Here is a 23,656-nt window from a genome sequence, read left to right as displayed (position 1 = left end):
CGAGCGCAGCACCATGCTGATCAAGGAGCAGGTTGTTGAGTTTTTCTGGTGCGTGCGTGTTTTTCGTGGTGGCGTGCTTTGTTGAGGACATGGCTGCGGGTTTGCGGGGTGCTAGGCTTGGGGTGCCTAGGCGCGTGCACTTGTAAAGCCTAGACGATGAGAAGAGTTATTGAATGAAACGTCCTTTGAGCTTTGTTGTCTGTTGTGGTTCAGGGGAGAAAGAGAAAGAAGCGAATGTCTCAACCTACTAGCAATCAAGCATCGGCGATGAGCGCGTCCGAGTTGGCGCGTGCAGAACGTGAGGCATCGCGGCATATTACTTTGCATACGTTCGGCTGGTTGTTTGCTGTGGCGTGGCTGATGTTTGTTGTCGGGTTGTTTTTGCCGCACGGGGGTGGGGTTGCAGGCTGGCAGGTCGTGACTTTGCAGTCGAATGATTTGGGTCTACGCACGGGTATTGCGGAAACAGCATTTGTTATGTTGGGCACTGTTGGTTTGGCGCTTTTCGGTGGTTTGACGTTAGCGACCAAGCGTACTGCTTTTGCCAATGCTGCGTGGTTGTTTATGGGGATGGCGTTGATGGCATCCTTGCTGGGTATGTGGATGCGTTTGCAGGATCACGAGGTTTTGGGCGGCCCAGGTTTAGGTTTGGGTTTTGTGTTAGAAGTTGCTGCTATTGTGCTGGCGGTTTTTTCGTTGAGCTTTATGATTTTGCGTCGGAGTGATCGTCAAAAGGAGTTGGCGCAGCTGCGTGCAGCGCATGACAATCTTGATGAGGTGGGGTACGCGCAGCGTGCCGCCTTGGTGAGTCAGCAGCGCAATACTGCTGAGACGAATCCGTTGTTGGTTGATGATCGTCGCAAGCAGGCGCAGGCACGGCACAAGAAAAATCAGGTGTAGTTTTTCCCCTGCGCTCTAGGGCGCGGGACCTCGCAGGGTTTCGTGCTGATTTGATTCGTATCTCCCCAAGACTTCGTAGGTCGTGGCATCGGCCGCGTTTGCGTGTCGTGGGGAGTTGTTTTCGTTTTTACAGGCGTTTTTCCCACGCGCAGATTGTGGAGGTGGGGACAAATCCGAGTTGCTGGTTGATCCGTAGCATCCCGGCATTGGTGTCGGCAATGTCAGTGTAGACGCGGTCGAGTTCGTTCCAGCGTTGCTGTGCGGCGATGAGAGCTGCTTTTTTCAGTGGTGCGCCGAGTCCTTTTCCGCGGTAGTCGCGGCGAATCAGGGTGGTTCCTTGGTCAGCGATATTGGGCTGGCTCCCGAAAATGCGGGTGACTTCGGAATATCCGACGGCTTCGTTGTTGTGCATGAGCAGGCAGGTGATGTGTTGATTTTTTCTGCGTATCGACGTCTTCACGGCGTCGCAAAGCCGTTGCTCTGTCCACGCTGCAGGTTCGCTTATGAGATCACCGGTGGGGATGTCTGTTTCTGCTTGGTTGATCAGTGCGAGGTAGCCCTGGAGTAGATCGTGTGGGGGTTGGCGATCGTTGAAGGTGATGATCTGGTAATCGTCGCACAGTGTGCTGGTGGTCTCGGCGGGGATGGGAAGGTAGCCGTGGTGTTCGGTGAGGTGGAGTTGGTAGCCTGCGTGGTGGAAGATGTCGTCGAGTGGTTGGGGATGTGTGTTGGACACCAGGGGGCTCAACCGCCAGACTCTGATGATGCTGCGCTTTAGCGCGGTGCATAGGGTTGCGGTTTCGTTGATCAGGGTGGTGATTGCTGAGTGTGCTTGAGCATCTAAAGGTTCGCCGGGTAATGGTTGAAGTTCTGCATCGAGGGTCACATCGACGTCGATGCCGCTGGTTTGCGATTGTTGGAGGGCGGTGCAGTCGATGTAGCCGAGTATGGTGGCGTCGTCGGGCAGTTGTGGGTGTTGTGATTCGCAGTGGGCTGCGATGATGGGGTAGCCGAGTTCGGAGGTGTGGTAGTTGTCGAGGATGAGCTCTGGGGTGGCTTCGACGGCGACGAGTATGTAGGTGTGTGCGTTGGGGGAGTGTTTGAGTCCTTCGAATACTGCTTTATCGGTGGTGGAGTGGGCGGTGTCGCCGGTGATGTCTTGGGCGGCGATGTTGCCGGAGAAGACGAAGCTGATAAGTGCGTTGGTGGGTGTGAAGTGGGTGGTTTCGATGGCGGGGGTTTCGAATTGGAAAAAGACGGTCATGATGGATCATCATAACCGTCTTATTTTCAAGGAAGAAACGGGGGTTTAGCGGGATTCTACTGCGTTAATGGCAGCGTCTGCCCATTCTTGCCACTGTGCGGCTTGTGCGCGTAGCTTTTCCGCATCCTTGGTCTTCCCCTTGGCTTCGGCAGCCTGTGCTGCTTCGGTGAATTCTTTCACCTTGGCAATGAACTGTGCTGCTCGTGCTTGGGCTTCAGGGTCGGTGCGGCGCCATTGTGCTTCGGCGGCGCTTGAGACAGTAGCTTCGATCTTGCTGAGTTTGTCTTCGAATTCGCGTACGCGGTTGCGAGGAACGAAGCCGATTTCTTCCCACTTTTCTTGTAGTTCACGCAGTTTTGCGCGTGCGCCGTCAAGATCTGTGGCGGGGTCGATTTGTGGTGCGTATTCGGCGATGAGTGCATCTTTAGCTTCGGCGTTGGCTTCGAATTCGCGGTCGCGTTCGGTGGCTTCGGCGTTGCGGGATGCGAAGAAGTAGTCTTGGGCGGCTTTGAATGCCTCCCATAGTTTGTCGTCGATCTCGCGTGGGGCGCGGCCTGCGGCTTTCCACTTGTCCATGAGGTCGCGGAAGGCGCGTGCGGTGTCATTCCACTCGGTGGAAACCTTCAGCTCTTCAGCTTTGGCTACCAGTTCTTCCTTGATCTTGCGGGCAGCGGCGCGGCCCCGGTCGAGTTCGGCGAAGTGGGCACCGCGACGACGGTTGAAGGCATCACGTGCACGTGAGTAGCGCTTCCACAATGCGTCGTCGGTTTTGCGGTCGATGCCACGGATGGTTTTCCACTCGTCGAGGATTTCGCGGATGCGATCCCCGGCGCGCTTCCAGTCGGTGGACTTTTCGGCGATCTCTTCGGCCTCGGTGGCAAGTGCTTCTTTGCGTGCGATCGCTTCTTGGCGACGCGCTTGTTTTTCTTCCTTGGCCTTTTGTCCAGCTTCGTCAGCACTGTCGACGACTGCTTTGAGGCGAGTGTCGAGGGAGGCGATATCGCCAATGACGGCGACGGTGTCGAGGGAGGCGAGGATTTCTTGTGCCTTCTCTTTCACGTGTGCTGCTTCGTTGGGGTGGGTGCTCAGGCGGGTTTCGAGGTATCCCACTTCGGTGGCGAGATCATCGTAGCGTGCCCCGTAGTGTGCGAGGCCCTCTTCTGGGGTGCCTGCTTGCCAAGATCCGATGAGGCGTTCGCCTTCGGGGGTGGTCACGTATGCGCTTCCGTCAGGTTCGACACGGCCCCATTGGGAGGGGTCGGAGGCGGGCTTCCGTGCTGCAGGTACAGCTGTGGCGCCGGGGCGTGGGCCGGGAAGTGGGCCTGGGCGAGGGCCTGGCTTGGGGGTATGTGGAGTGGTCATAGTAGTTACCATCCTTTGCGATGTTCTCGTGCCGCGCGACGCGGCGCCTAGAGGGACCTTGAGAAGGAAGTGCGCAACTGTTGATGAGGGCACAATTGATGCTCACCGTGGTCGGTGAGAAAAACACTTCCCCACAAACATACCCCGACTACCCCTGAAAAGTCACCGTTAAGCACTCAGTGGGTTGTAGTAGTTGTTCTTGTGCGGTCACTGCAAAGAGTTGATTGTGCTCAATGGGTCTGAAGTAACAGGGGTGGTGGTGTGGGTTGTGAACTGGTGGTTGTTTTCACCGCGGTAGGACGCTGTGGTGGCCTACGATGGGGTGTTATGAGTGCGAACACAACTGGTTCTTGTCAGCCTACGAGCCTTAGCGATGGTGTCCACGATCCGGCTGGAGGTGATCATCGCGTGAAGCACTGGGGTGGGGATGCAGACTTTGGCTGCGCCCAGGTTGTTGTGGTGCCGGGAAGTCCTGTGCTGATTCCTTCCCTAGGGGTGGGCGATGATGAAAGCGCACGGGTGCTCCAGCTCGTTCACAGCGTGGTTTCTCAGTGCGTGGCACAGGCTAGGCGCGTGGTGATTGTCGGCAGTGCTGATCCGCGGTGGTTTACGAAACATACAGGTTCTTTCCGGGCGTGGGGTGCTCGTGACGAGTCCGATCGGGGGCAGGGGGCTCAAGTGATGTCGGCGGGTAATTATTTGCCGGAGTTGATGGCTAGGTTTTTCCTCGGTGAGGCCGAGTCGCAGGTGGATATGGTCTGTGAGCATATTCCGCAGCTTAAGGCGGGTGATTGCGTACTTGTGGTGGTTGATGGCAGTGCGGGGTTGACTCAGAAGGCGCCGTTGTCGTTACTGCCACATGCCAGCGCCTGCCACGAATGGTGCTGTGATTTGCTGGCGCATGGGGCGGCGTCGATACGCATGAGCGAGACTGAGCTTGCCGACGCCGGTGTCGTCGAACCAACATTGTGGCGCGAACTGTGTCAGCTTAGTGTTAAGGTGCGCTCAGCACGGTTGATACATGCAGACAGTACATTGGGTGTGGGGCGGTATCTGAGTGTGTGGGAGGTCGAAACGACCGCTGAGTGATGCAGTATGAGTGCGGAAAGCCAACATATCAACACACGGCCGCGATGGTAAGTGCGGTGCAGAAAACGCGCACACAGCTGATACGTACCAGCTCAAGCGCCATGTGTGCAGCGCGTGAACTTGTTGGACACACAAAGCCGACTATTGTAATGGGAGTGAGAAAAACCCACGATGACAGCCCGAGCGACTACCACGGTGACAGTGCGCGTGGTCACACTACGCACCACAGCGCTGCACCAATGTTCCCACACAAACCCGCATTGAAAGCAGCACCTCAGCTGCACGGTGTGCCGGTGCCGATTGCCATCGTGGGCCCCACCGCGTCGGGGAAATCAGCGCTAGGAATAGAACTTGCCCGCCAATTAGGCGGTGAAATCGTCAACTGCGATTCCATGCAGCTGTATCGGGGCATGGATATTGGAACCGCCAAATTATCTGTCGAAGAACGCGGCGGCATCCCGCACCACCTGCTCGATATTTGGGACGTCACCGACACCGCATCCGTTGCCCGCTACCAACAAACCTCAGTAGACACTGTCGAAAAGCTGCTGTCGAAAGGAATCACCCCGATTATTGTTGGTGGGTCCATGCTCTATGTTCAAGCCTTGCTCGATAATTGGCAATTTCCCCCCACCGACCCACAGGTACGTGCACGGTGGGAAGAAAAATTGGAGGAAATAGGCATTGATCAACTCCATGCGCACCTGGCAACGATCGACCCCGACGCAGCCGCCATCATCGAAGACAAAGACCCACGCCGTACCGTGCGTGCCCTTGAAGTCATTGAACTGACCGGTCAACCCTTCCAAGCATCACAACCGCCAAAAGACGCAGCTCCCCGCTGGAACACCATCATTCTGGGGCTGAAAACCACCCCAGAGTGGCTCAACCCCCGCATTGAAGAACGAACCCGGCTCATGTTTGAGCAAGGATTCATCGACGAAGTCAGCACCCTCGTGACCACGGGTGGCCTCGTCGCCGACTCCACCGCCGGACGTGCAATCGGATACGCTCAAGTACTCCAAGCTCAAGCAGGTGAACTTGACTGGGCCGAAGTAGAAGAACGCACCGTCATCGGCACCAGACGCTACGTGCGCAGACAACGCTCCTGGTTTAACCGCGACCCACGCATCCACTGGATCGACGCCGCGAATAACCCACTAGCCCAAGCCGTAGACATCATCAACAACTACTGCATCACAGACACGAAAGACTCAGCCACCACCATGACACACACGACGCTCCCCGAAACCCTGAACTTTGCTAAAGGACACGGCACCGAAAACGACTTCGTCATCATCGAAGACCCTCACGCCGAACTAACCATCACCGATACTCTCGTCGCCGCAATCTGTGACCGCCGCGCAGGCATCGGCGGCGACGGGCTACTGCGCGTCGTCCGCGCCCACGCACTCGTAGACTCAGGCGTAATCGCCGAACTTCCCGAAGGCGTTGCCGGAACAGACTGGTTCATGGACTACTACAACGCTGACGGCTCCATTGCCGAAATGTGTGGCAACGGCACCCGAGTCTTCGCCCACTACGTGCGCAGCCGCGCACTAGTTGCAACTGATATCTTCACGGTTGGCACTCGCGCCGGGGCTAAGCCTGTTACTGTCAGCGACTGTGATCAATGGCATGCCCAGGTGGGGGTTGAGATGGGCCCAGCAACTGTTCTTGGGGTGTCCACCTGCGCTATCGGCACAGATAAATTTGCCGGTGTGGCGGTTGATATGGGCAACCCCCATCTGGCCTGTGTGGTCCCAGGTATGAGCGCTCAGACACTAGCTGCCATGGACTTGATTCAACCTGTTTTCGACCAAGAGTTTTTCCCCGAAGGGGTTAACGTCGAAATTGTCACTGAATTCAACCCTTCCAGTAAGGACGTCCACATGCGCGTGTTTGAACGCGGTGTGGGCGAGACTCGCTCCTGCGGCACAGGCACGGTTGCGGCAGCGCGGGCAGCGCTTGCCGACGCCGGACTCGTAGACGGAACTGTCACTGTCCACATCCCTGGAGGTTCAGTCACAGTCACCATTGCTGGCGAAACCTCCACCTTGGAAGGCCCTTCAGCGATTGTGGCGACCGGAACCATGGCTACCGCCACACTGAAGATATAGTCGCCTGCACGCGTAGCTGTGTGCAGGAAAAGGAGAAAAAGCATGCGTGTTTTAATCACCGGATTTGAGCCTTTTGGGCACGATACAGAAAACGCCAGCGAGAGTGTTGCACAGGCATTAGCACACCGTTTTCCACCGCGCGAACACGCACATACTGGTCAAAACAATGCAGGCTCAACACTGGAATGCATCAGCGAAATTCTGCCTGTCACTTTCGCCGAGGCACATCTCGTGCTTCAAGCAGCGGTGGAAAAACACCAACCCGACTTTATCCTGTGCCTTGGGGAAGCCGGTGGCCGTGACTACCTGAGCCTAGAGCACATCGGGGTCAACGAACACAATGCCCGAATCCCCGATAATGCAGGTGAGCAACCTGTAGGTTCTGCGATTATTCCCAGCGGTGAGCGGTATCTTAACCCACAGCTTCCGCTGAGCGTGGATCAACTCTGTGCGGTGATTAATCAGCATGGAATCACAGCAAAGCCGAGCAATGATGCTGGGCGCTTTGTATGCAACCATGTCAGTTATTGGCTGTATTACTGGCTCGATCGAAAACCGGAGTGGATGACAGCTACAGGCGGGATCTTTGTGCATATTCCGGCTCTTCGCAGCAATAGCATTGCTACGGTGGGCGCAGAAACCGATCCTGAAACACCAAGTGTGGCCAGTGTGGATCCGAATGCGCCACGCACGATCGAACAGTGTGTCACAGGACTAACTCTGATGCTGGAAGAGCTTCATCGCGTAACAATGCGCACAACAGCGCTCAGCTACGTGCGTGCTTGTGCAGCCAACGTGCAAGGTTAAACAACCATAAAGTACGCGAAACCGCCACGTTTCTGTGCCACCTGTGAATTGTGAAGGTAGCTGCAAAATATGTGGCGGTCGTTGCGTGAACTCAGGAGGAAGGATCACTGCCTAATTCGGGGTGCTTTCCTGCTGTGCGGTCAACTAATATGCCCAGTTGGCTAGATGTTGGGGTTCTCGGTGTTGTCACTCGGCACTGGTGTGGAGGCGTGTGTAGTGTCTAAAGCCAGGCTTTCAGGGCGTTCATGAATGCCTAATGCTTGACGGATCGAGCGCCGCTCTGCGGCAAGCACGGACCGATCGAGGAGTTGCTGTTGATCCAGTGGCGGTAGTTCAGCTGTGGCCTTATTCAAAAGTGCGTGGGTCATGCCCTCCAATGGGCCGCGGCGGAACTTGAGACGCCACAAGGAAGATAAGGCTAAGGCGCTGCCGATGGTGATCAGTAATAGCGGTACTTCTTCCATGGAATCATCGGGCGAGGATTTCGGTAGCGGTTCGTAGGTATCGTCATACTTCTCCATGGAGTAGTCGGATTTCGCTGGATACGCAAAATCATCTGGTCGTGAAAAGGGGATACCGCCCAAATACCAGCCTGCCGAAATGGCGTGGAGTACATAGACTGTGAGTGCCATTGATCCCATGGAACGGAAAGGGAATAAGAGGGTGCGTAGGAACCTGGGGTGGCACAGCAGCAGGCACACGCTGATAATACCGAAAGCGCCGGCGATGGACAGCCAGATATCGCCAAGCCCTCCCGAATGCGGGCTGATGTCTATTGCGTTGCGGAAAAAACCATAGGGGTTGTCGTTAAACTGTCCAGGCAATGAGCTCACACTGGAGTAGTCCGGCTCTGCCAGTGAGCTGGGGATTTGAGGTGCTGGCTTTTCGTTAAGTGAGGGGCCATTTTCCAGCTCATCCAGCTGATAGCGGGCACGGTAGGAAACGCTCATGACGAGCGCTGCCAGTGCGATGGATCCAAGTTGCCACCACTTGTTGTGAGTGAGCAAACGGTAGGCGACCATGCCGGCGGTGCCATAGGCGAGCCACGCAAACAAAGGGTAGGGGATGGTCAACAGTGGGTGCACTGTGTGCCAGTAACCAAAAGAACCGGCAATGGCAGCACTGCACAACGACATTCCCACCAAAAACAGCAGTTGCTTGAACAAGCTCCACCTTGTGACAGGGCCAAGCAGCATAAGGATCAGAGCGATGGCGGAAAGTACGATCGCAATCACGGATTGAAGTGAGCTGAGCGCAATTCCGATGAGGAAGATAATCACTCCGCGCATCACCAACCTCGAACGGGCTTGGGCAAGCTCAGCGCCACCAGCGATTGTGGCTTTTTCAAGCATCAGTGAGGTGGATATGCCTGCCAGCACTGCAAATAGTGCCGATGCGTAGCCGTCGGCAATGTGCGCGCCAGGCCATGAAGTGGTGCCAGCATGCGCCATCACCATGCCGATGATGGCAAGCGCACGGGCGACGTCGAAACCGTCGATGCGAACTCGTGGCTTACGAGTGATTTTTTCCATGCGTACTAGGGTACAGCTGCAGGTGGCTTCAACCTAGCCAGAAGTATGGACGAGCACCGCTGATGTCCGCAGATCACACAGCACTTTTACTGTGGCTTAGGCCATTGCTGAACATTGAGTGGGAGTGGTTTAGCTGTAGTCGGCGCCGAGGCGGTGTGCGGTACGGCGGGCTTGAATCCACGCTTCTTGAAGTTCAAGGGCGCGGGCGTCAGTGACTTGCAGCAATGCTTCAAGTTGGGGGACTGACAGGCTACGGCGAAGTCGGGCATCGACGCGCGAGACGAACCGGCGGGAGGTTGATACGAGAAACAGGAAGCGGGAAATATCGGGGTCTGAGCAGTCAGGGTCGGCCAGTGCTGGGCGGTGGAGGGTGCGGTCGGCGACGTGATCCACATCGGGGCTGCTGAGGAACTGATCGTATTTCGCGAGCGTGTCTTCGATATCTTCGCGTGAAAGCGTGATGGAAGACTTCAGTGCTGTTGCTTCTTGGTTATGGGGCTGGGAGCGGGCAACGAATATGGCCACTGCCATAATGATGGCTGCGAGGATGAATCCTTCGTAGCGCAGGAAGTAGACAAGGAGGATGCAGCCGAGGATGACAACCGCCCATGGCCACCAAGGCTCGCGGTTGTCATGATCGAGTGCGTCTAAGTCCTTCATAGGGGAACCAGATTACAAGAAATAAATAATAGGGTCTAATTGGAATTTAAGGATCATTGTATTCATTAGTGTTGACAAATACAGTGACTTTGATGAAATTGTATATCAATTAGTGGCCACCGCAACCGCATCCGCCAGATCCGCATCCACCGCCGTCGCTGCCACACCCGCTGGGGGCGATAATGGTGGCAACCATGACGGCGTCGCCGGTGATGACGGAGTTCTTTTCGGGCAGGTCGATGCAGTCGGGGATGCACACATCGTAGGCGAAGGAACCGTCGACGGTTGCGTGGATGAAGCGCTGCCCGGTGAGGTCATTGGTGCGGTATTCGGCTTCTAAAACGCGTGCGGTAAATTGTGCGGAGGCATCAGGGTGTTCTGCGCCGTTTCCGCTGGCAACGATGGCTGCGCCGTGGGAGATGAGGGAGCCTGGGTGGGTGCCAGATTCGTTGGTGTAGGCATCGACGCTGGGGTAGGTGCGCAGCCCCGCTTCGTTGGCTAGAGCGGTGACGGAGAGTTGCTGCCAGCGTTGCTCGGGTTCGTCGGCTAGCAGTGGGCCTTGGGCGAGGTTGCAGGCAACGGTGGTGACGGGCTGGCCGTTGTAGTCGACGATTTCGCAGAGTGCGAGAACATCGTTGATCATGCTGACGTGCGCGAAGCTCATGGCGACGGAATCGAATCCGGTGTAGGTGGCGAAGGGTTCGACGGCGAGAATATTAATCTGTGCGCCGGAGCTGTCGGAGTATTGGATCAGTTGCCCCCCGCGTACTTCGCCGGTGACTGAGAGTTTGTCGGTGGCGATTGCGGCTTCCACAGCGTCTTGCCATTTGTCGAATTTCATTCCGAGGGCCAAAAGATCATTGCTCATGCAGGATATTCTACGACGCAGGGTGATGTTTCACAGAGTTGTGGTTTCTTCCACACCCTTCAGTGTGGACACTTCATCCTGTGTGCTGGCGAAGTGACTGCGACCTTATTCCACTGAGAGCAGGAATAATTGGCGGGCAAGATAGGAGGTAGTGAAGCATGTTGTGCTGTTGCTTATCGACGCCACCACCGGCGTTGAGTGCGCAGCTGAACCCAACAGAGTGGTTTCTCATGATTGAGGTTTTCTCACCAGAAAAACACGCATCAAACGATAACCCGCGGTGTTGGGGGTTTGGTGGGTGCAACGGTGTTACCAAGTATGCAGAGGCATGTAGTGGTGTGTGATCCTGAAAATCAGGCTGATCTTCAACGCATGCATGCTTGAGTGTGCTGTCATCATGGGCATCCCTTAATTTTCAACCTCGATATATTTACAAGGTCATCAGGGGAGGTAGTGAAGACTTCATTGTTCCAAGGATTCTTTGAAAGTCCATGTGATCATCGCCGCGTGGTGAAAAACCATGACTGCTTTCGTGTCTGGCATCGTGGCGAGCGTAACCATTGCTCCAACACGTTACTGCCCCGTATCCGAAGGGAAACGAAACTCGGATCGACACGCACGCGCGTGAAATTCACCGCATCCACTCTGTGATCGTGCATGCATCGGCAACACTGTTCTTGGTAGAGCCATGGGGCTTTGCGATATATAAGAAAAATATTGATTCGACATAGAGCACGTGCTACCCATAAAACCGCAGGTCAATTTTCCACTTATTTGCTGAAAGTCGAATCAGTAATTTTGAATCAATTCCCACATATTTATAGGTATGTTTTTTGTCTGGGGTGTGCAGGGCTTTTCCTGAACACATCACGTCGCTCATGCCTCAGTGCACCGTCGGGTTTCGAGCATTCTTTACCCACTGCATTGTCCTGATAAGAAAACCTCAATGTGTGCATGTGCACAGGGCATAGTTGCAAGCCAAGAAGTTGTGAGAGCTATAGAGCACGTTGCTTGGACTCATGAGCTGGCTGGGCGAGGGATTAACAGTGTGGGGAATGCGCAAAGGTGTGGGATGTAGGTGGACGGGCTGGGATGTAGGTGGGCTAGATAATAGGGGATGTCGCAGGAAGGGGATGGAAAGTGGGTATGGGAAGGGAAAAAGGGGATAGGTGCAGGTCGAAAGGTGTGTTGGTTGGGCTCAAGGGGGTGGTGTGCGCCTACCTGATGTGCTGGTTCTTTTGGCTATCATTGGCAAAGTTGTTGCGCAAAGTGCAACAATAGGAAGCAACGATGACTAAAGATAAATCTTCACAGCACCTCACAGTTGATGAGCTGCTCACACAAGCATTCAAGAATCACACTCCAACAATTCCCGCCGAACCCGAAGGCGAAGATCTCTCCGGTTTGCTCGAAGTAAGCACACCAACATCTGCCCGCGAGAACACAGCACGCGAAGGCGCAAGCGCACCAACCACAAGTGCAGACGTTCCCACTGTGGGCGAACTTGACCTTGAGGCGCGTGCATCATTGCGAAGCCTCACCCGCGGATCTGGTATTCATGCCACCGATCAGGACGACGGCTACGACGTTGAATACCGTAAACTGCGCCTCGAACGCGTTATCCTCGTGGGCGTGTGGACCGAAGGTACCACCGCAGAAATTGAAGCGAACATGCAAGAGCTCGCAGCACTTGCCGAAACCGCAGGTTCTGAAGTCGTAGACATGCTCTATCAAAAGCGTGATCGGCCAGACCCCGGTACCTATATTGGTTCCGGCAAAGTCAAAGAGCTCAAAGACATTGTTGTCGCCACCGGTGTCGACACCGTTGTGTGCGACGGTGAGCTTTCGCCTGGCCAAATGATCGCGTTGGAAAAAGCGCTTGACGTGAAGGTCATTGACCGAACCATGCTCATCCTTGATATTTTTGCCCAGCACGCGAAAAGCAAGGAAGGTAAAGCGCAGGTTTCACTGGCGCAAATGGAGTATCTGATTACTCGCGTGCGTGGTTGGGGCGGGGCGCTTTCGCGCCAGGCTGGTGGCCGAGCCGGTTCCAACGGTGGTGTGGGTCTGCGTGGACCTGGTGAAACCAAGATTGAAGCGGACCGTCGCCGTCTACGCACCGATATGGCGAAACTTCGGAAAGAAATTTCCGGAATGAAAACCGCCCGCGACATTAAACGCCAGCAACGTCGCGCCTCCACCATTCCGCAAATTGCGATCGCAGGCTACACCAATGCTGGTAAATCCTCCCTCATCAACGCACTGACCGGTGCCGGAGTGTTGGTCGAAGATGCACTGTTTGCAACCCTAGACCCAACAACCCGGCGCGCAGAGCTTGCTGATGGACGCCAGGTGGTGTTTACCGACACTGTGGGTTTTGTTCGCCATTTGCCTACTCAGTTGGTTGAAGCGTTCCGTTCGACCTTGGAAGAGGTTGTGGAGGCTGATTTAGTGTTGCATGTGGTGGATGCTTCTGATCCGTTCCCACTGAAGCAGATTGAGGCTGTTAATGGTGTGATTTCCGATATTGTTCGGGAGTTGGGTTGCCAGGCACCGCCGGAGATTATTGTGGCGAACAAGATTGATGCGGCTGATCCTTTGGTGTTGGCGGAGTTGCGTCATGCGATTGATGACATTGTGTTTGTCTCTGCGCATACTGGTGAGGGGATTGCGGAGCTGGAAGCTCGCGTGGAGTTGTTCCTCAACTCCTTGGATGCGCATGTGCAGTTGCTGATTCCGTTTACTCGTGGAGATGTGGTTTCGCGTGTGCATAAGTTGGGCACCGTGTTGAATGAGGAGTACACGGAGGAAGGCACGTTAGTTGAGGTGCGTCTTCCTGTGTCGTTGGCAGAGGAGCTGCGTGAGTTTAGGCGCGAAACTGTATAAAGTCGCAGTGCCTGTGTGTTTGTAGGGCGCTGTGGTGAGTGTTCCCACTGGTGTGGGCCTGGACGTTGCTTGGCAACGGAGGGCTTGATACCAGTGGGTTTTTGTGTGGGGGTGTTCTTTTTTCGTTGGTGTGGTTGTGATTATGTGTGGGCGTGTGGGTGTGGGGAGTTGGTGAAAGGGTATGTGGGGATTCATAATGGAGTTTCGTGAGTACTTCTTCCTGGGGTTGGACCCTTCATGGCGATGGCAAGACCATCAAGCCAGGCGCTGTTGTTGCGCCTGAGGAGCGACTGAGTTGGGGTCGTACTGTCGGCATTGGTATGCAGCATGTGATTGCAATGTTTGGTGCAACTTTGCTGGTTCCTACGTTGACCGGTTTCCCCGTGAACACCACGCTGCTGTTTTCTGGTGTGGGCACGATGGTGTTCTTGTTGGTGACGCGTAACCGCCTGCCTTCGTACTTGGGTTCGTCTTTTGGTTTTATTGCACCTTTGATGGCAAGTCAGGGTGAGGGTATTTCTGCGCAGCTCGGCGGTATTGTGGCTGCTGGTTTGGTGCTGATCGCGGTTGGCTTTGTGGTCAAGGTATTGGGCAAGAAAGTCATCGATATTGTGATGCCCCCTGCTGTTACCGGTGCGATTGTGGCGTTGATTGGTTTGAATCTTTCGCCGGCGGCTGTGGGGAATTTCCAAGCGCAACCTTGGGTGGCAGCGGTAACGCTGTTTTCTATTTTGCTGTTTATTGTTGCAGGCCGCGGCATGGTGGCGCGCCTGGGCATTCTTTTGGGTGTCATTATTGGGTGGATTTTCGCTGCTGTGAGCGGCAACCTTGCTGAGGATGCGTCGGAGAAGATTGCCGCAGCCCCATGGATTGGTTTGCCACAGTTCCATGCCCCAGAGTTCACGCTGTCGGTCGTGCTGGTGACCTTGCCTGTGGTGATCGTGCTGATTGCGGAAAACGTGGGCCATGTGAAGGCTGTGTCGGAGATGACGGGTAAGGATCTGGATGATTTGGCTGGTGATGCACTGATCGCTGATGGTATCGGTACGACGCTTGCTGGTGGTTTCGGTGGTTCCGGTACCACCACCTATGCGGAAAACATTGGTGTGATGGCAGCTACGCGTGTCTATTCGACCGCTGCGTATTGGATCGCTGCAATGACTGCGGTGGCGTTGGCTTTCGTGCCGAAGTTTGGTGTGCTGATTTTCACCATCCCTGAAGGTGTGCTGGGTGGCGCAGCACTGGTGCTGTATGGCTTGATTGGTATGCTTGGTGTGCGCATTTGGCAGGATAATAAGGTTAATTTCAACAATCCTGTCAACCTCACCATGGCCGCAGTGGCACTTGTAGCTGGCATTGGTAACCTCACGCTGACCGTGTTTGGTATCAGCCTCGAAGGCATCGCCTGGGGCTCGGTGGGTATTATTGTGCTCTACCCACTAATGAAGTGGCTCTACATCAACGTCGGTGACGGCAAGAACGCCAAGTTCTAAACACTCCCGAGGCGAAGAAAAACCCACGCGAAGCTGAAGAGAACTATCCTTCACAACGCGTGGGTTTTTCCCATAGCGACAGCACCGTTGCTGCCGCAGCCTGTGGATTAATCGACAGTGGCGGCAGGGATGTGGGTGATGATGTCATCGATGAGTCGCGCGGCAACCTTTGCAGTGCGCTGATCTGCATCGAATTCGGGATTGAGCTCAACGACGTCGACAAGCTTCACCTTGCCGGTACGCGCCGCAGCCACACACAGTGCACGAATAACACGCAGATCCACACCCAAACCCGCAGGCGCAGACACGCCAGGAGCTGTGGCTGCAGGAAGCACATCTAAATCGATAGACAAATGAATCACATCGTAACCCGCAGTAATCCGATCAATCAGCTCCTGGGCTTGCTGCACGCTGTACTCAGCCAGCTGAAAATCCTCAATCACTTCAACACCGAGCTGCTTGGCCACAGTAAACAGCGCTGCAGTGTTATTCGGCCGTGAAATACCAAGCACATGATAATGAAAAGCCTCAGGCCAAGCCTGAGCAATCTGACGAAACGGCGTACCCGAAGTTGGATACGGCGCAGTACGCAAATCAAAATGGGCATCGAGATTAATAATCCCAATCCTGCTCGACGGGAAAGCGCCGCGCACACCTTGATGCGAACCCCACGACGTTTCATGCCCGCCACCAAGCGTGACCACACACTGCGCGCCGTCGGAAAGCACCGACTGCACTGTGTGCGCAAGCAACTGCTGCCCCGACTCCAAATCCTCACCCGAGACGATAGTGCCAGCATCAACCCGCACACGATCATCGTGAATCGCTACAGACGCTAACGCATCGCGCAACGCACAAGGCGCATTGCGCGCCCCCGGTCGCCCATGATTGCGCCGCACCCCCTCATCGGAGGCAAAACCCACCAGCACAACAGCACCTTCACACACAGCGCCGATACCTTCACCATCCCCACGCTGGGCGGAAACAACAGTGGAATGCCAACGCGCATGCTCAAAACCAGGCCCATCACTACGACCCTGCCAAATGTAATCCTTCATGTTCACCTAGGATAGAGCACAATCAAACCGCAACGTGAAAGAGAAACCCAACCCCAGTGCCCCAAGTCCCCGCCGCCGCACACACACTCGCCATCCTCAACCTGCTCATCCACTCCGAGCAACCAGTGTCTGCGACCCGAATCAGCGCCGAATTAGCCATCCCCCGATCCACCACCTACCACCTGCTCAAAGAAATGGTGCGCGCCGGGTTTGTCATGCACCTCGAAAACGAATCCCGCTACGGACTAGGAGTAGCCGCTTATGCCATGGCGCAAGCCTATTCCACCCAACAACCCCTCGTACGCGCCAGCGCCGTGCATGCACAACGCCTTGCCGAACGAGTAGCGGGAAGCGCACACGTGAGCAAACTATCCGGAATGGACGTTAGCTACGTACTCGAAGAACGCGCCGCACACGCACCAAGCCTGATCACCGACGTAGGAGTACGCCTCGATGCGCTACGCACAGCATCGGGGCGAGCAATGCTCGCCTACCTCCCCCAAGCGGAACTGCACGGGCGACTGCACGCCCACGGTTACAGCACGCACGAACACCACGGTCACCGTGCTCAGGAAGAGCACGGCGATTATCACGCCCTCGACACACTTTTGGCAACGATTCGCAAGCGCGGCTATGCCGAAGAATACGAAGAAATCACACCCGGGCAGCAAAGCATCGCCGCAGCAATCCTTGATCACACCGGCCGCCCAGCAGGTGCACTTACAGTTACTTTCCCCACCCACACCTTAGACGACGCACACACAACAGTGATCTGCGCAGACCTTATGCGCCGCGCCAAGCAGATCAGCACTCGCATGTTCGGCACCGCCAACGCGCCTAAATCATCGCGACCTTAAACGTTCACTAGGGCAGCCTTAGAACATGGGTGCGACACAGCCGACGCCATTGCGCGAGAGTTGCTACCGTGGGAGCTATGAGGGACCCAAGCCGACACCTAGAGCAGCTGATTAACCGCGCACAGATGCTCGAACATCGCGCCGGTGACCCTGGTGAAAACATCAGCATCACCGACGTCGTCGATGCGTGGCTCAGCGTTGCCAACCATGCCACCGTCATGCTTGACGACGCCGGATTTAACACCGCCGAACCCCCACCTGTGGAAGATATCCACGAACCTCTCCACGCCCGCACCCACGCCTACATCAGCATCATCGACACCTTGTGGAACAGTGACGAAAAATATCTCACCTTGCCCAAAGCCATCCACACCAACATCCTCACATCCTGCACCGAAGTCTTTTCTGCCCTGCACAACACCACCAACGCCAAGCACCGAAGCCTCGTGATGGAATCTGAACTTCTCGCGTGGAAAATCACCGACACCGCACAGGGCTACCACAACCTCCAAAGCCGCACCCATACCCTTAATACCCTCTGGGAAGGTGAACCTGGCAATTTCTTCGCCCACACCGAATTCTTCGATCTCCTCCACAAAACCGCACGCACAACCATCCCCAACCACGGGAAAAATCAGGCTGCGGAAGAATTCATCCGCTTTGGCACCAAACACCAACACTCCCACGACATCAATATCGCCACTGTGGTTCTCGCGGCTTGGGAAACCGCCACCAACCTCCTTTTCGCCACTCCGAGTGCCACCAACACCAACAAAGCACTGCTGCTTGCAAACTATGCCATCACCTATTACGACAACCTGCCTGAACACCTCCACGAGGATGAAAAACTACGCACTCAGCTCCTGAACATCATCGCGAACAAAATCACCCATTTCCGCAGTCAACTTCAACCCCCGCATGTGCCCATTAACTTTGACACGATCGTCACCGAATACAACAACCCCAACCTGCCGCTTGAAATCCACGCCTACACCGACGCCATCACTGAATACAACACAGTTGCTGCCAACACACTCACTCACACCGACACTAGGCTTAACCTGAATGCTGAACTAGCCACCATTTATCACAGTCGCGGGCATTTCCAGCAGGCCCGACACTTCTATGCTCAAGCTCTGGAACTCATCCGCCACCACGCCACCGAACAGCACTACCCGCTGTGGGCACAGGTGCTCTATAACGCTGCCTTGCTTGAAGCGCTCGCACTCGCCAACCCGCTTAAAGCCCTCTACTTCGCCGACGAAGCACTCATACACTTCAGTAGTGACCAGCCCCAACCTGATCTCGACTCCACGCTTGGGAGATTCCATTCGCTCAAACACAACATCCTGCGTGCCTTACACCGCGCCGGTGATAACGCCACACTGTCACGCTACGGAGTGAGTGAGACAACCATTCGCGCAATCGAATTGACCGAAACTATTCTCGCGCATATTGCCGATGCTGAAACTCTACGCACAACAGACAGTGCTGAAAAGGCTTATCAGCATGTAGAGAAAACCACCGCGCAGTACCACAATCACCCCGAACCCATGGTGCGTGCCGCAGCCATGCACGCAGGTTTAGCAGCGGGATCTCTGTTGCTGTTTAGCAACAACTTCACAACAGCAATCAGCTACCACAATAGGTTGCTGGAAACCTATAGCAACGACATCGACCACTACATTGTGCGTGACCGCCATCGTTGCGTGCTCAACATCGCCATTGCCTACGGTGCACTGCACAATTACCAAGCCTGTATTAACTATTGTGACCGAGTGATTGAGCACAGCAACGAACATGAAGACGAGGAAATGCGCTACCACTGCGCTGTAGCGCATACCACCAAAGCGTATGCGCTGAAAGCAATCGGTAACCTTGACGCAGCCATAAATACGCTCGTGGAATGCTATTTAGAGCTGACCTGCATGAACGAAAAGATTCAAGCCCAAGCGGCAGAAGCTGGTTTTGAGCTCTATGATATTGCTACCAGCAAAAATGACCATGACGAAGCCGCCAAAATCGCCGGCACTATCATCATGTTCTTCCAAGAAAACCTCAGCCCCACCACCCAAATAATTCTCACCCAAGCCAGGCTCATGCGTACCCTTGCGCTGGCGAAGACGAGCCATGCTCACGATCATGCCACACGGGAGGAGCTTGAGTGGTTTTTTCATCAACCCGCGCATATCCGCCAGGCCTGCGACCCCCGCTATGTCAACGCTGCCGAAACTTTGCGTCACCAACTTACACTTAAGGATCACGCTCCGGCACACACGACAACCGGCACAATTGAACCAACCGATGCCAACGAACATGAAGGATGCGTCCATGTGGATTCAGCATTCTGCCCACACACAGAAAATGCGCAGGACAAGGGTAAGGGCTTGAGGTTGGGCGGACTGCTGGTGCGTGTGGGGCAGTGGGGAATGAGAACATTAGGGGCATTTTTAGTTCAGCGCATTGCCAAGGCACAGCAATCGGCTCAGGGGCATGGTGTGCGGAATGAGAAGCGGTTAGGTTTCAAGCGATCTGGTCGGAACTAGCGGAAGTGGGATGCCTAAGCGCATGGGCGGTAGGGAAATAGCAGCAGTCAGGTTTTTATTGTGCGTGGGTGCTTGCGTGAATTATGCCTGTTCGTGTAATAGTTGTGGGGTAGGCCACTGTGCAGATTGGCTGTCGCGCAGAAACGGTTGAGCACCACCGTGGTGCTTCTACACAGTATTCAAGACAACCACATCACAACCATTTTCCTTTTTTCTTTCACATTTTTACTACCCGCTGCGCATATGCAGTGCGTATGTCCTTGTCGTTGATCGTGGCTTTGTGTGCGCCCACGAAACGAACCATTCTCACGTGGTCGGTTTTTTGATACGTCGGTGGCAGAAGGATACACAACCTAAGGTAGTAACTGTGATTTTTCCCGGAAATGCTGAGCTATGTTTGCGTAGGTGAGCTTTCGTTGGGGGAAGTGTCACGTGTCCATCAAGGACGCAACAGTGATCACGACTGCTGAAAAAATGGGGGAATGGGGCACAGAAAGGATTTTCCAATGACCGTAACTGTTGGCCTTGGGGCTTTGAGCATTGACGAAGTAGTAGCGGTTGCCCGGCATGGAGAACAGGTCGTTTTATGCCCTGACGCGCTCGCCCAGGTGGCGTCGACGCGTGGGCGTATTGAAGAGCTGGCAAACGATCCGACTCCTGTTTACGGAATTTCGACGGGCTTCGGTGCGTTGGCAAGGCGACATATCCCTACCGAATTGCGGACGCAGCTGCAGCGTAGTTTGGTGCGATCCCATGCGGCTGGATCTGGGCCTGAAGTAGAACGCGAAGTTGTGCGGGCATTGATGCTTTTGCGCCTGTCAACGCTGATGACGGCACGCACGGGTGTGCGTCCGGTGGTAGCTGAAACTTATGCTGCAGTGTTGAATGCGCATATCACCCCTGTGGTTCATGAGTATGGTTCTTTGGGGTGCTCCGGTGATCTAGCCCCCCTTGCACACTGTGCGATGGCATTGATGGGTGAGGGGCCTGTGCGCCTGGCTTCGGGGGAGCGTGTCGACGCCGCCACGGCACTAGCTGACGCTGCTATCACCCCACTGGTGCTGGAAGAAAAAGAAGGTTTGGCCCTCATCAACGGCACCGATGGCATGCTGGGTATGCTGTGTCTTGCACTGCATGACCTTGAGGTGTTGGTGAAAACTTCCGATGTGGCTACCGCACTCACACTGGAGGGGCTGCGCGGTACTGCTGCTGTGTTTGATGAGGATTTGCAGATGCTGCGCCCACATCCAGGCCAGGCTGCAAGCGCAAAAAATGTGCGTAGGTTGGTCTCCGGCTCTGAGATTTTGGCTGCCGCACAGGAGGAATTTGCCCAAAGCCATGTTCAAGACGCCTATTCGGTGCGTTGTGCACCACAGGTTGCAGGTGGCGTGCGCGATACGATTGCGCACGCTCGGCTCGTGGCGCAGCGCGAACTTGCCGCAGCGATTGACAATCCAGTGGTTGCTGTCGATGGCAGGGTTGCAAGCAACGGTAATTTCCATGGCGCTCCAGTGGCTTATGTGTTGGACTTCCTCGCAATCGTGGTGGCGGATTTAGCGTCAATTTCGGAACGTCGCACAGATCGTTTCCTTGATGTATCCCGAAACCGTGGCTTAAATGCGTTCCTTGCTGATGATCCAGGCGTGGATTCTGGTCACATGATCGCCCAGTACACCCAGGCGGGAATTGTTTCAGAGCTCAAGCGTAATGCTAACCCCGCGTCGGTGGATTCCATCCCAAGTTCCGCCATGCAAGAAGATCACGTATCTATGGGTTGGGCTGCAGGTCGAAAGTTACGCCGCAGCGTTGATGGTTTGGCTCGAGTGCTGGCGGTGGAAGTGCTTACCGCTGCGCGCGCGATTGATTTCCGTGCACCGTTCAGCCCGGCTGCCGGCACGCAAGCTGCGGTCAATTGTGTGCGAACCGCTGTGGCAGGTCCTGGCACAGACCGGTTCCTTGCCCCTGAAATTGAAGCGGTCGTGAACATGGTGACCACGGCAAGCCTGCTGCGTGAAGTCGAAGACGCCGTCGGTGAACTAGCTTAAAGCAGTGATCACAGCCGAGTGTGGGCGTCGATAAGCGTACGCCATGATGCGCGCATGACAGCGCTGTGATGCATTTTTAACGCGTACGTATACAACCACCTGTTGCATGGATGCCATGAAGCAGGTGGTTTTGTTTCTTCCCCTCTTGCGTATCACCTAGAAAGGTGTGCGGGGACTAGCGAAAAGCGGGAGGTGTCATGGAAGTGAGCCGAGCTTAAAAAGAAAGCCCACCACACACGTATGTGTCTGGTATTTCAGACACAAGAATACTTATATGCCTATAATCCCAGAAAATTTCATCCTATAGTGATACCAAGCACACAACAGTGCTGCGGCGCACGTGCACACGTTGGAGTGTGGGTTTCTTTCACGACAGCCAACGTACACCGGTGCACCCGCACACGGTGACGAACCCACACAACACAGATGCACCACACCGCAGACTCCACACCATCGCAGCACGGCAGAAAGGCACAGACATGACAACACACGCACCCCGCGAAATCCGCGCACCCCGCGGCAGCACGCTCAACACCAAAAACTGGCAAACCGAAGCTGCACTGCGCATGCTCATGAACAACCTCGACCCCGAAGTAGCCGAACGCCCCGATGATCTCGTCGTCTACGGCGGCAGTGGCAAGGCAGCCCGCAACTGGGAAAGCTTCGACGCCATCGTCGAGACCCTCAAAACCCTCGAAGACAACGAAACTCTCCTGGTTCAATCCGGCAAACCCGTCGGCGTATTCACCACCAACGTGTGGGCACCGCGCGTTTTGCTGGCAAACTCCAACCTTGTTGGCGACTGGGCAAACTGGCCGGAATTCCGCCGCCTCGAAGCCGAAGGACTCATGATGTACGGCCAAATGACAGCAGGATCATGGATATACATCGCAACCCAAGGAATCCTCCAAGGAACCTACGAAACCTTCGCCGCCATTGCCCGCAAACGCTTCAACGGCACCCTCGCACACACCATCACCCTCACCGGCGGATGCGGCGGCATGGGTGGAGCACAACCACTAGCCGTGACCCTCAACGGGGGAGTGTGCATCATCGCTGACGTGGACAAGTCCCGTCTCGAACGACGCGTAGCAAAACGCTACCTCCACGAAATCGCCGACAACCTCGACCACGCCATCTCCCGAGCCAACAAGGCAAAAGAAGACGGCGAAGCAGTCTCCATCGGACTTGTCGCCAATGCTGCCGACGTTTTCCCAGAATTGCTGGCACGCCACAAAAACGGTGAAATCACCATCGACATCGTCACCGACCAAACCTCCGCACACGACCCACTGTTCTACCTCCCACGCGAAATCCCCGTGGAGGACTGGGAGCGCGAACGCACCGAAGACCCCGTCACCTTCACCAAAAAAGCCCGCGAATCCATGGCCGCCCAAGTCCAAGCAATGGTCGAATTCCAAGACCTCGGAGTAGAAGTCTTCGACTACGGAAATTCCATCCGCGATGAAGCACGACTCGCCGGATACACCCGCGCCTTCGAATTCCCAGGATTCGTCCCAGCCTACATCCGCCCACTCTTCTGCGAAGGACTCGGGCCCTTCCGCTGGGCAGCGCTATCAGGCGACCCCGAAGACATCAAAACCACCGACGCCGCACTCAAAGAACTCTTTCCCGACAACGAACACCTCCACCGTTGGCTCGACGCGGCAGAAGAATTCGTCGAATACGAAGGACTACCAGCCCGAATCTGCTGGCTCGGCTACGGCGAACGCCACCAAGCAGGCCTTTTGTTCAACCGCCTCGTCGCCGAGGGCGAAGTATCTGCACCAATCGTCATCGGCCGCGACCACCTCGACTCCGGCTCCGTCGCCTCCCCCTACCGCGAAACCGAAGCCATGCTCGATGGCTCCGACGCAATCGCCGACTGGCCACTACTCAACGCGCTAACAGCCACCAGCTCCGGCGCTACCTGGGTCAGCATCCACCACGGCGGTGGCGTAGGCATCGGCCGTTCCATCCACGCCGGCCAAGTCTGCGTCGCAGACGGCACCGAACTTGCCGCAGCAAAACTCACCGCCGTACTCACCAACGACCCCGGCATGGGCGTCATCCGCCACTTCGACGCCGGCTACAACCGCGCCCACGAAGTAGCCACCGAACGCGGCGTACGCATCCCCATGCCATTCCACTCCCGCGAAAACTAGCCAC

16 protein-coding genes and 1 pseudogene are annotated in these 23,656 nt (G+C 55.6%); 11 read left to right on the top strand and 6 right to left on the bottom strand.

Annotated elements, in window-relative coordinates; translation table 11 throughout:
* The first annotated feature begins 234 nt into the window (after positions 1-234).
* Complete coding sequence (locus CFELI_RS07730; protein WP_277103756.1) at positions 235-900, top strand: Rv2732c family membrane protein; 666 nt, start codon at positions 235-237, stop codon at positions 898-900.
* A 127-nt stretch (positions 901-1,027) separates the two neighbouring features.
* On the opposite strand, the gene CFELI_RS07725 is transcribed toward CFELI_RS07730, so the two are convergent.
* A complete protein-coding gene (locus CFELI_RS07725; RefSeq protein ID WP_277103757.1) occupies positions 1,028-2,164 on the bottom strand; it encodes a GNAT family N-acetyltransferase in 1,137 nt (378 codons plus the stop codon).
* Positions 2,165-2,209: 45 nt separating this feature from the next.
* Positions 2,210-3,526 (bottom strand): DUF349 domain-containing protein, encoded by a 1,317-nt coding sequence (locus CFELI_RS07720; RefSeq protein WP_277103758.1) that lies wholly within the window; start codon positions 3,524-3,526, stop codon positions 2,210-2,212.
* Between the two features lie 327 nt (positions 3,527-3,853).
* On the opposite strand from CFELI_RS07720, the gene CFELI_RS07715 reads away from it, so the two are divergent.
* The 4 genes and pseudogenes from CFELI_RS07715 to CFELI_RS07700 all read left to right on the top strand — a co-directional run bounded on the left by CFELI_RS07715 (position 3,854) and on the right by CFELI_RS07700 (position 7,542).
* The gene (locus CFELI_RS07715) at positions 3,854-4,615 is read left to right on the top strand and encodes a hypothetical protein (RefSeq protein WP_277103759.1); all 762 of its coding nucleotides are present in this window, start codon (positions 3,854-3,856) and stop codon (positions 4,613-4,615) included.
* A 239-nt stretch (positions 4,616-4,854) separates the two neighbouring features.
* Positions 4,855-5,799 (top strand): annotated as a pseudogene (gene miaA, locus CFELI_RS07710) (tRNA (adenosine(37)-N6)-dimethylallyltransferase MiaA); the annotation flags it as partial.
* A gap of 42 nt (positions 5,800-5,841) precedes the next feature.
* Positions 5,842-6,735, top strand: a complete 894-nt coding sequence (gene dapF / locus CFELI_RS07705; protein WP_277103775.1) for a diaminopimelate epimerase — start codon at positions 5,842-5,844, stop codon at positions 6,733-6,735.
* A 42-nt stretch (positions 6,736-6,777) separates the two neighbouring features.
* Positions 6,778-7,542: a pyroglutamyl-peptidase I gene (locus CFELI_RS07700; protein WP_277103760.1), complete on the top strand. Its 765-nt coding sequence runs from the start codon at positions 6,778-6,780 to the stop codon at positions 7,540-7,542.
* A gap of 161 nt (positions 7,543-7,703) precedes the next feature.
* On the opposite strand, the gene CFELI_RS07695 is transcribed toward CFELI_RS07700, so the two are convergent.
* The 3 genes from CFELI_RS07695 to CFELI_RS07685 all read right to left on the bottom strand — a co-directional run bounded on the left by CFELI_RS07695 (position 7,704) and on the right by CFELI_RS07685 (position 10,602).
* Positions 7,704-9,074: a DUF418 domain-containing protein gene (locus CFELI_RS07695; RefSeq protein ID WP_277103761.1), complete on the bottom strand. Its 1,371-nt coding sequence runs from the start codon at positions 9,072-9,074 to the stop codon at positions 7,704-7,706.
* A 129-nt stretch (positions 9,075-9,203) separates the two neighbouring features.
* On the bottom strand, positions 9,204-9,734 hold the full coding sequence (locus CFELI_RS07690) for an ECF transporter S component family protein (RefSeq protein ID WP_277103762.1): 531 nt from the start codon (positions 9,732-9,734) through the stop codon (positions 9,204-9,206).
* Between the two features lie 109 nt (positions 9,735-9,843).
* Positions 9,844-10,602, bottom strand: coding sequence for a hypothetical protein (locus CFELI_RS07685; RefSeq protein WP_277103763.1), 759 nt, complete (start codon positions 10,600-10,602; stop codon positions 9,844-9,846).
* 1,290 nt (positions 10,603-11,892) lie between these two features.
* On the opposite strand from CFELI_RS07685, the gene hflX reads away from it, so the two are divergent.
* Positions 11,893-13,488: a GTPase HflX gene (hflX, locus tag CFELI_RS07680; protein ID WP_277103764.1), complete on the top strand. Its 1,596-nt coding sequence runs from the start codon at positions 11,893-11,895 to the stop codon at positions 13,486-13,488.
* Positions 13,489-13,694: 206 nt separating this feature from the next.
* A complete protein-coding gene (locus CFELI_RS07675; RefSeq protein ID WP_277103765.1) occupies positions 13,695-14,981 on the top strand; it encodes a uracil-xanthine permease family protein in 1,287 nt (428 codons plus the stop codon).
* 107 nt (positions 14,982-15,088) lie between these two features.
* Here CFELI_RS07675 and hutG read toward each other — a convergent pair whose 3' ends face one another.
* Complete coding sequence (gene hutG, locus CFELI_RS07670) at positions 15,089-16,039, bottom strand: formimidoylglutamase (protein ID WP_277103766.1); 951 nt, start codon at positions 16,037-16,039, stop codon at positions 15,089-15,091.
* A 56-nt stretch (positions 16,040-16,095) separates the two neighbouring features.
* Between hutG and CFELI_RS07665 the strand changes: the two genes are divergently transcribed.
* The 4 genes from CFELI_RS07665 (at position 16,096) to hutU (ending at position 23,652) form a co-directional block, all read left to right on the top strand.
* Positions 16,096-16,896 carry an IclR family transcriptional regulator gene (locus tag CFELI_RS07665; RefSeq protein ID WP_277103767.1) on the top strand — a complete coding sequence of 267 codons (801 nt, stop codon included), beginning with the start codon at positions 16,096-16,098 and terminating at the stop codon, positions 16,894-16,896.
* Between the two features lie 77 nt (positions 16,897-16,973).
* Positions 16,974-19,442 (top strand): tetratricopeptide repeat protein, encoded by a 2,469-nt coding sequence (locus CFELI_RS07660; protein WP_277103768.1) that lies wholly within the window; start codon positions 16,974-16,976, stop codon positions 19,440-19,442.
* A 506-nt stretch (positions 19,443-19,948) separates the two neighbouring features.
* Positions 19,949-21,487: a histidine ammonia-lyase gene (hutH, locus tag CFELI_RS07655; RefSeq protein ID WP_277103769.1), complete on the top strand. Its 1,539-nt coding sequence runs from the start codon at positions 19,949-19,951 to the stop codon at positions 21,485-21,487.
* Between the two features lie 479 nt (positions 21,488-21,966).
* A complete protein-coding gene (gene hutU, locus CFELI_RS07650; RefSeq protein WP_277103770.1) occupies positions 21,967-23,652 on the top strand; it encodes a urocanate hydratase in 1,686 nt (561 codons plus the stop codon).
* Positions 23,653-23,656: the final 4 nt, after the last annotated feature.

Origin of the sequence: Corynebacterium felinum, assembly GCF_030408755.1 — a bacterium.
In the GTDB taxonomy this organism is placed as follows: domain Bacteria; phylum Actinomycetota; class Actinomycetes; order Mycobacteriales; family Mycobacteriaceae; genus Corynebacterium; species Corynebacterium felinum.
The sequence above is the reverse complement of the archived record's forward strand: the minus strand, read 5'-3'. Positions and strand labels throughout refer to the sequence as shown.

Coding starts and splice junctions, on each gene's coding strand:
- CFELI_RS07730 (WP_277103756.1), top strand. CDS start 235: ATGTCTCAACCTACTAGCAATCAAGCATCGGCGATGAGCGCGTCCGAG.
- CFELI_RS07725 (WP_277103757.1), bottom strand. CDS start 2,164: ATGACCGTCTTTTTCCAATTCGAAACCCCCGCCATCGAAACCACCCAC.
- CFELI_RS07720 (WP_277103758.1), bottom strand. CDS start 3,526: ATGACCACTCCACATACCCCCAAGCCAGGCCCTCGCCCAGGCCCACTT.
- CFELI_RS07715 (WP_277103759.1), top strand. CDS start 3,854: ATGAGTGCGAACACAACTGGTTCTTGTCAGCCTACGAGCCTTAGCGAT.
- dapF (WP_277103775.1), top strand. CDS start 5,842: ATGACACACACGACGCTCCCCGAAACCCTGAACTTTGCTAAAGGACAC.
- CFELI_RS07700 (WP_277103760.1), top strand. CDS start 6,778: ATGCGTGTTTTAATCACCGGATTTGAGCCTTTTGGGCACGATACAGAA.
- CFELI_RS07695 (WP_277103761.1), bottom strand. CDS start 9,074: ATGGAAAAAATCACTCGTAAGCCACGAGTTCGCATCGACGGTTTCGAC.
- CFELI_RS07690 (WP_277103762.1), bottom strand. CDS start 9,734: ATGAAGGACTTAGACGCACTCGATCATGACAACCGCGAGCCTTGGTGG.
- CFELI_RS07685 (WP_277103763.1), bottom strand. CDS start 10,602: ATGAGCAATGATCTTTTGGCCCTCGGAATGAAATTCGACAAATGGCAA.
- hflX (WP_277103764.1), top strand. CDS start 11,893: ATGACTAAAGATAAATCTTCACAGCACCTCACAGTTGATGAGCTGCTC.
- hutG (WP_277103766.1), bottom strand. CDS start 16,039: ATGAAGGATTACATTTGGCAGGGTCGTAGTGATGGGCCTGGTTTTGAG.
- CFELI_RS07660 (WP_277103768.1), top strand. CDS start 16,974: ATGAGGGACCCAAGCCGACACCTAGAGCAGCTGATTAACCGCGCACAG.
- hutH (WP_277103769.1), top strand. CDS start 19,949: ATGACCGTAACTGTTGGCCTTGGGGCTTTGAGCATTGACGAAGTAGTA.
- hutU (WP_277103770.1), top strand. CDS start 21,967: ATGACAACACACGCACCCCGCGAAATCCGCGCACCCCGCGGCAGCACG.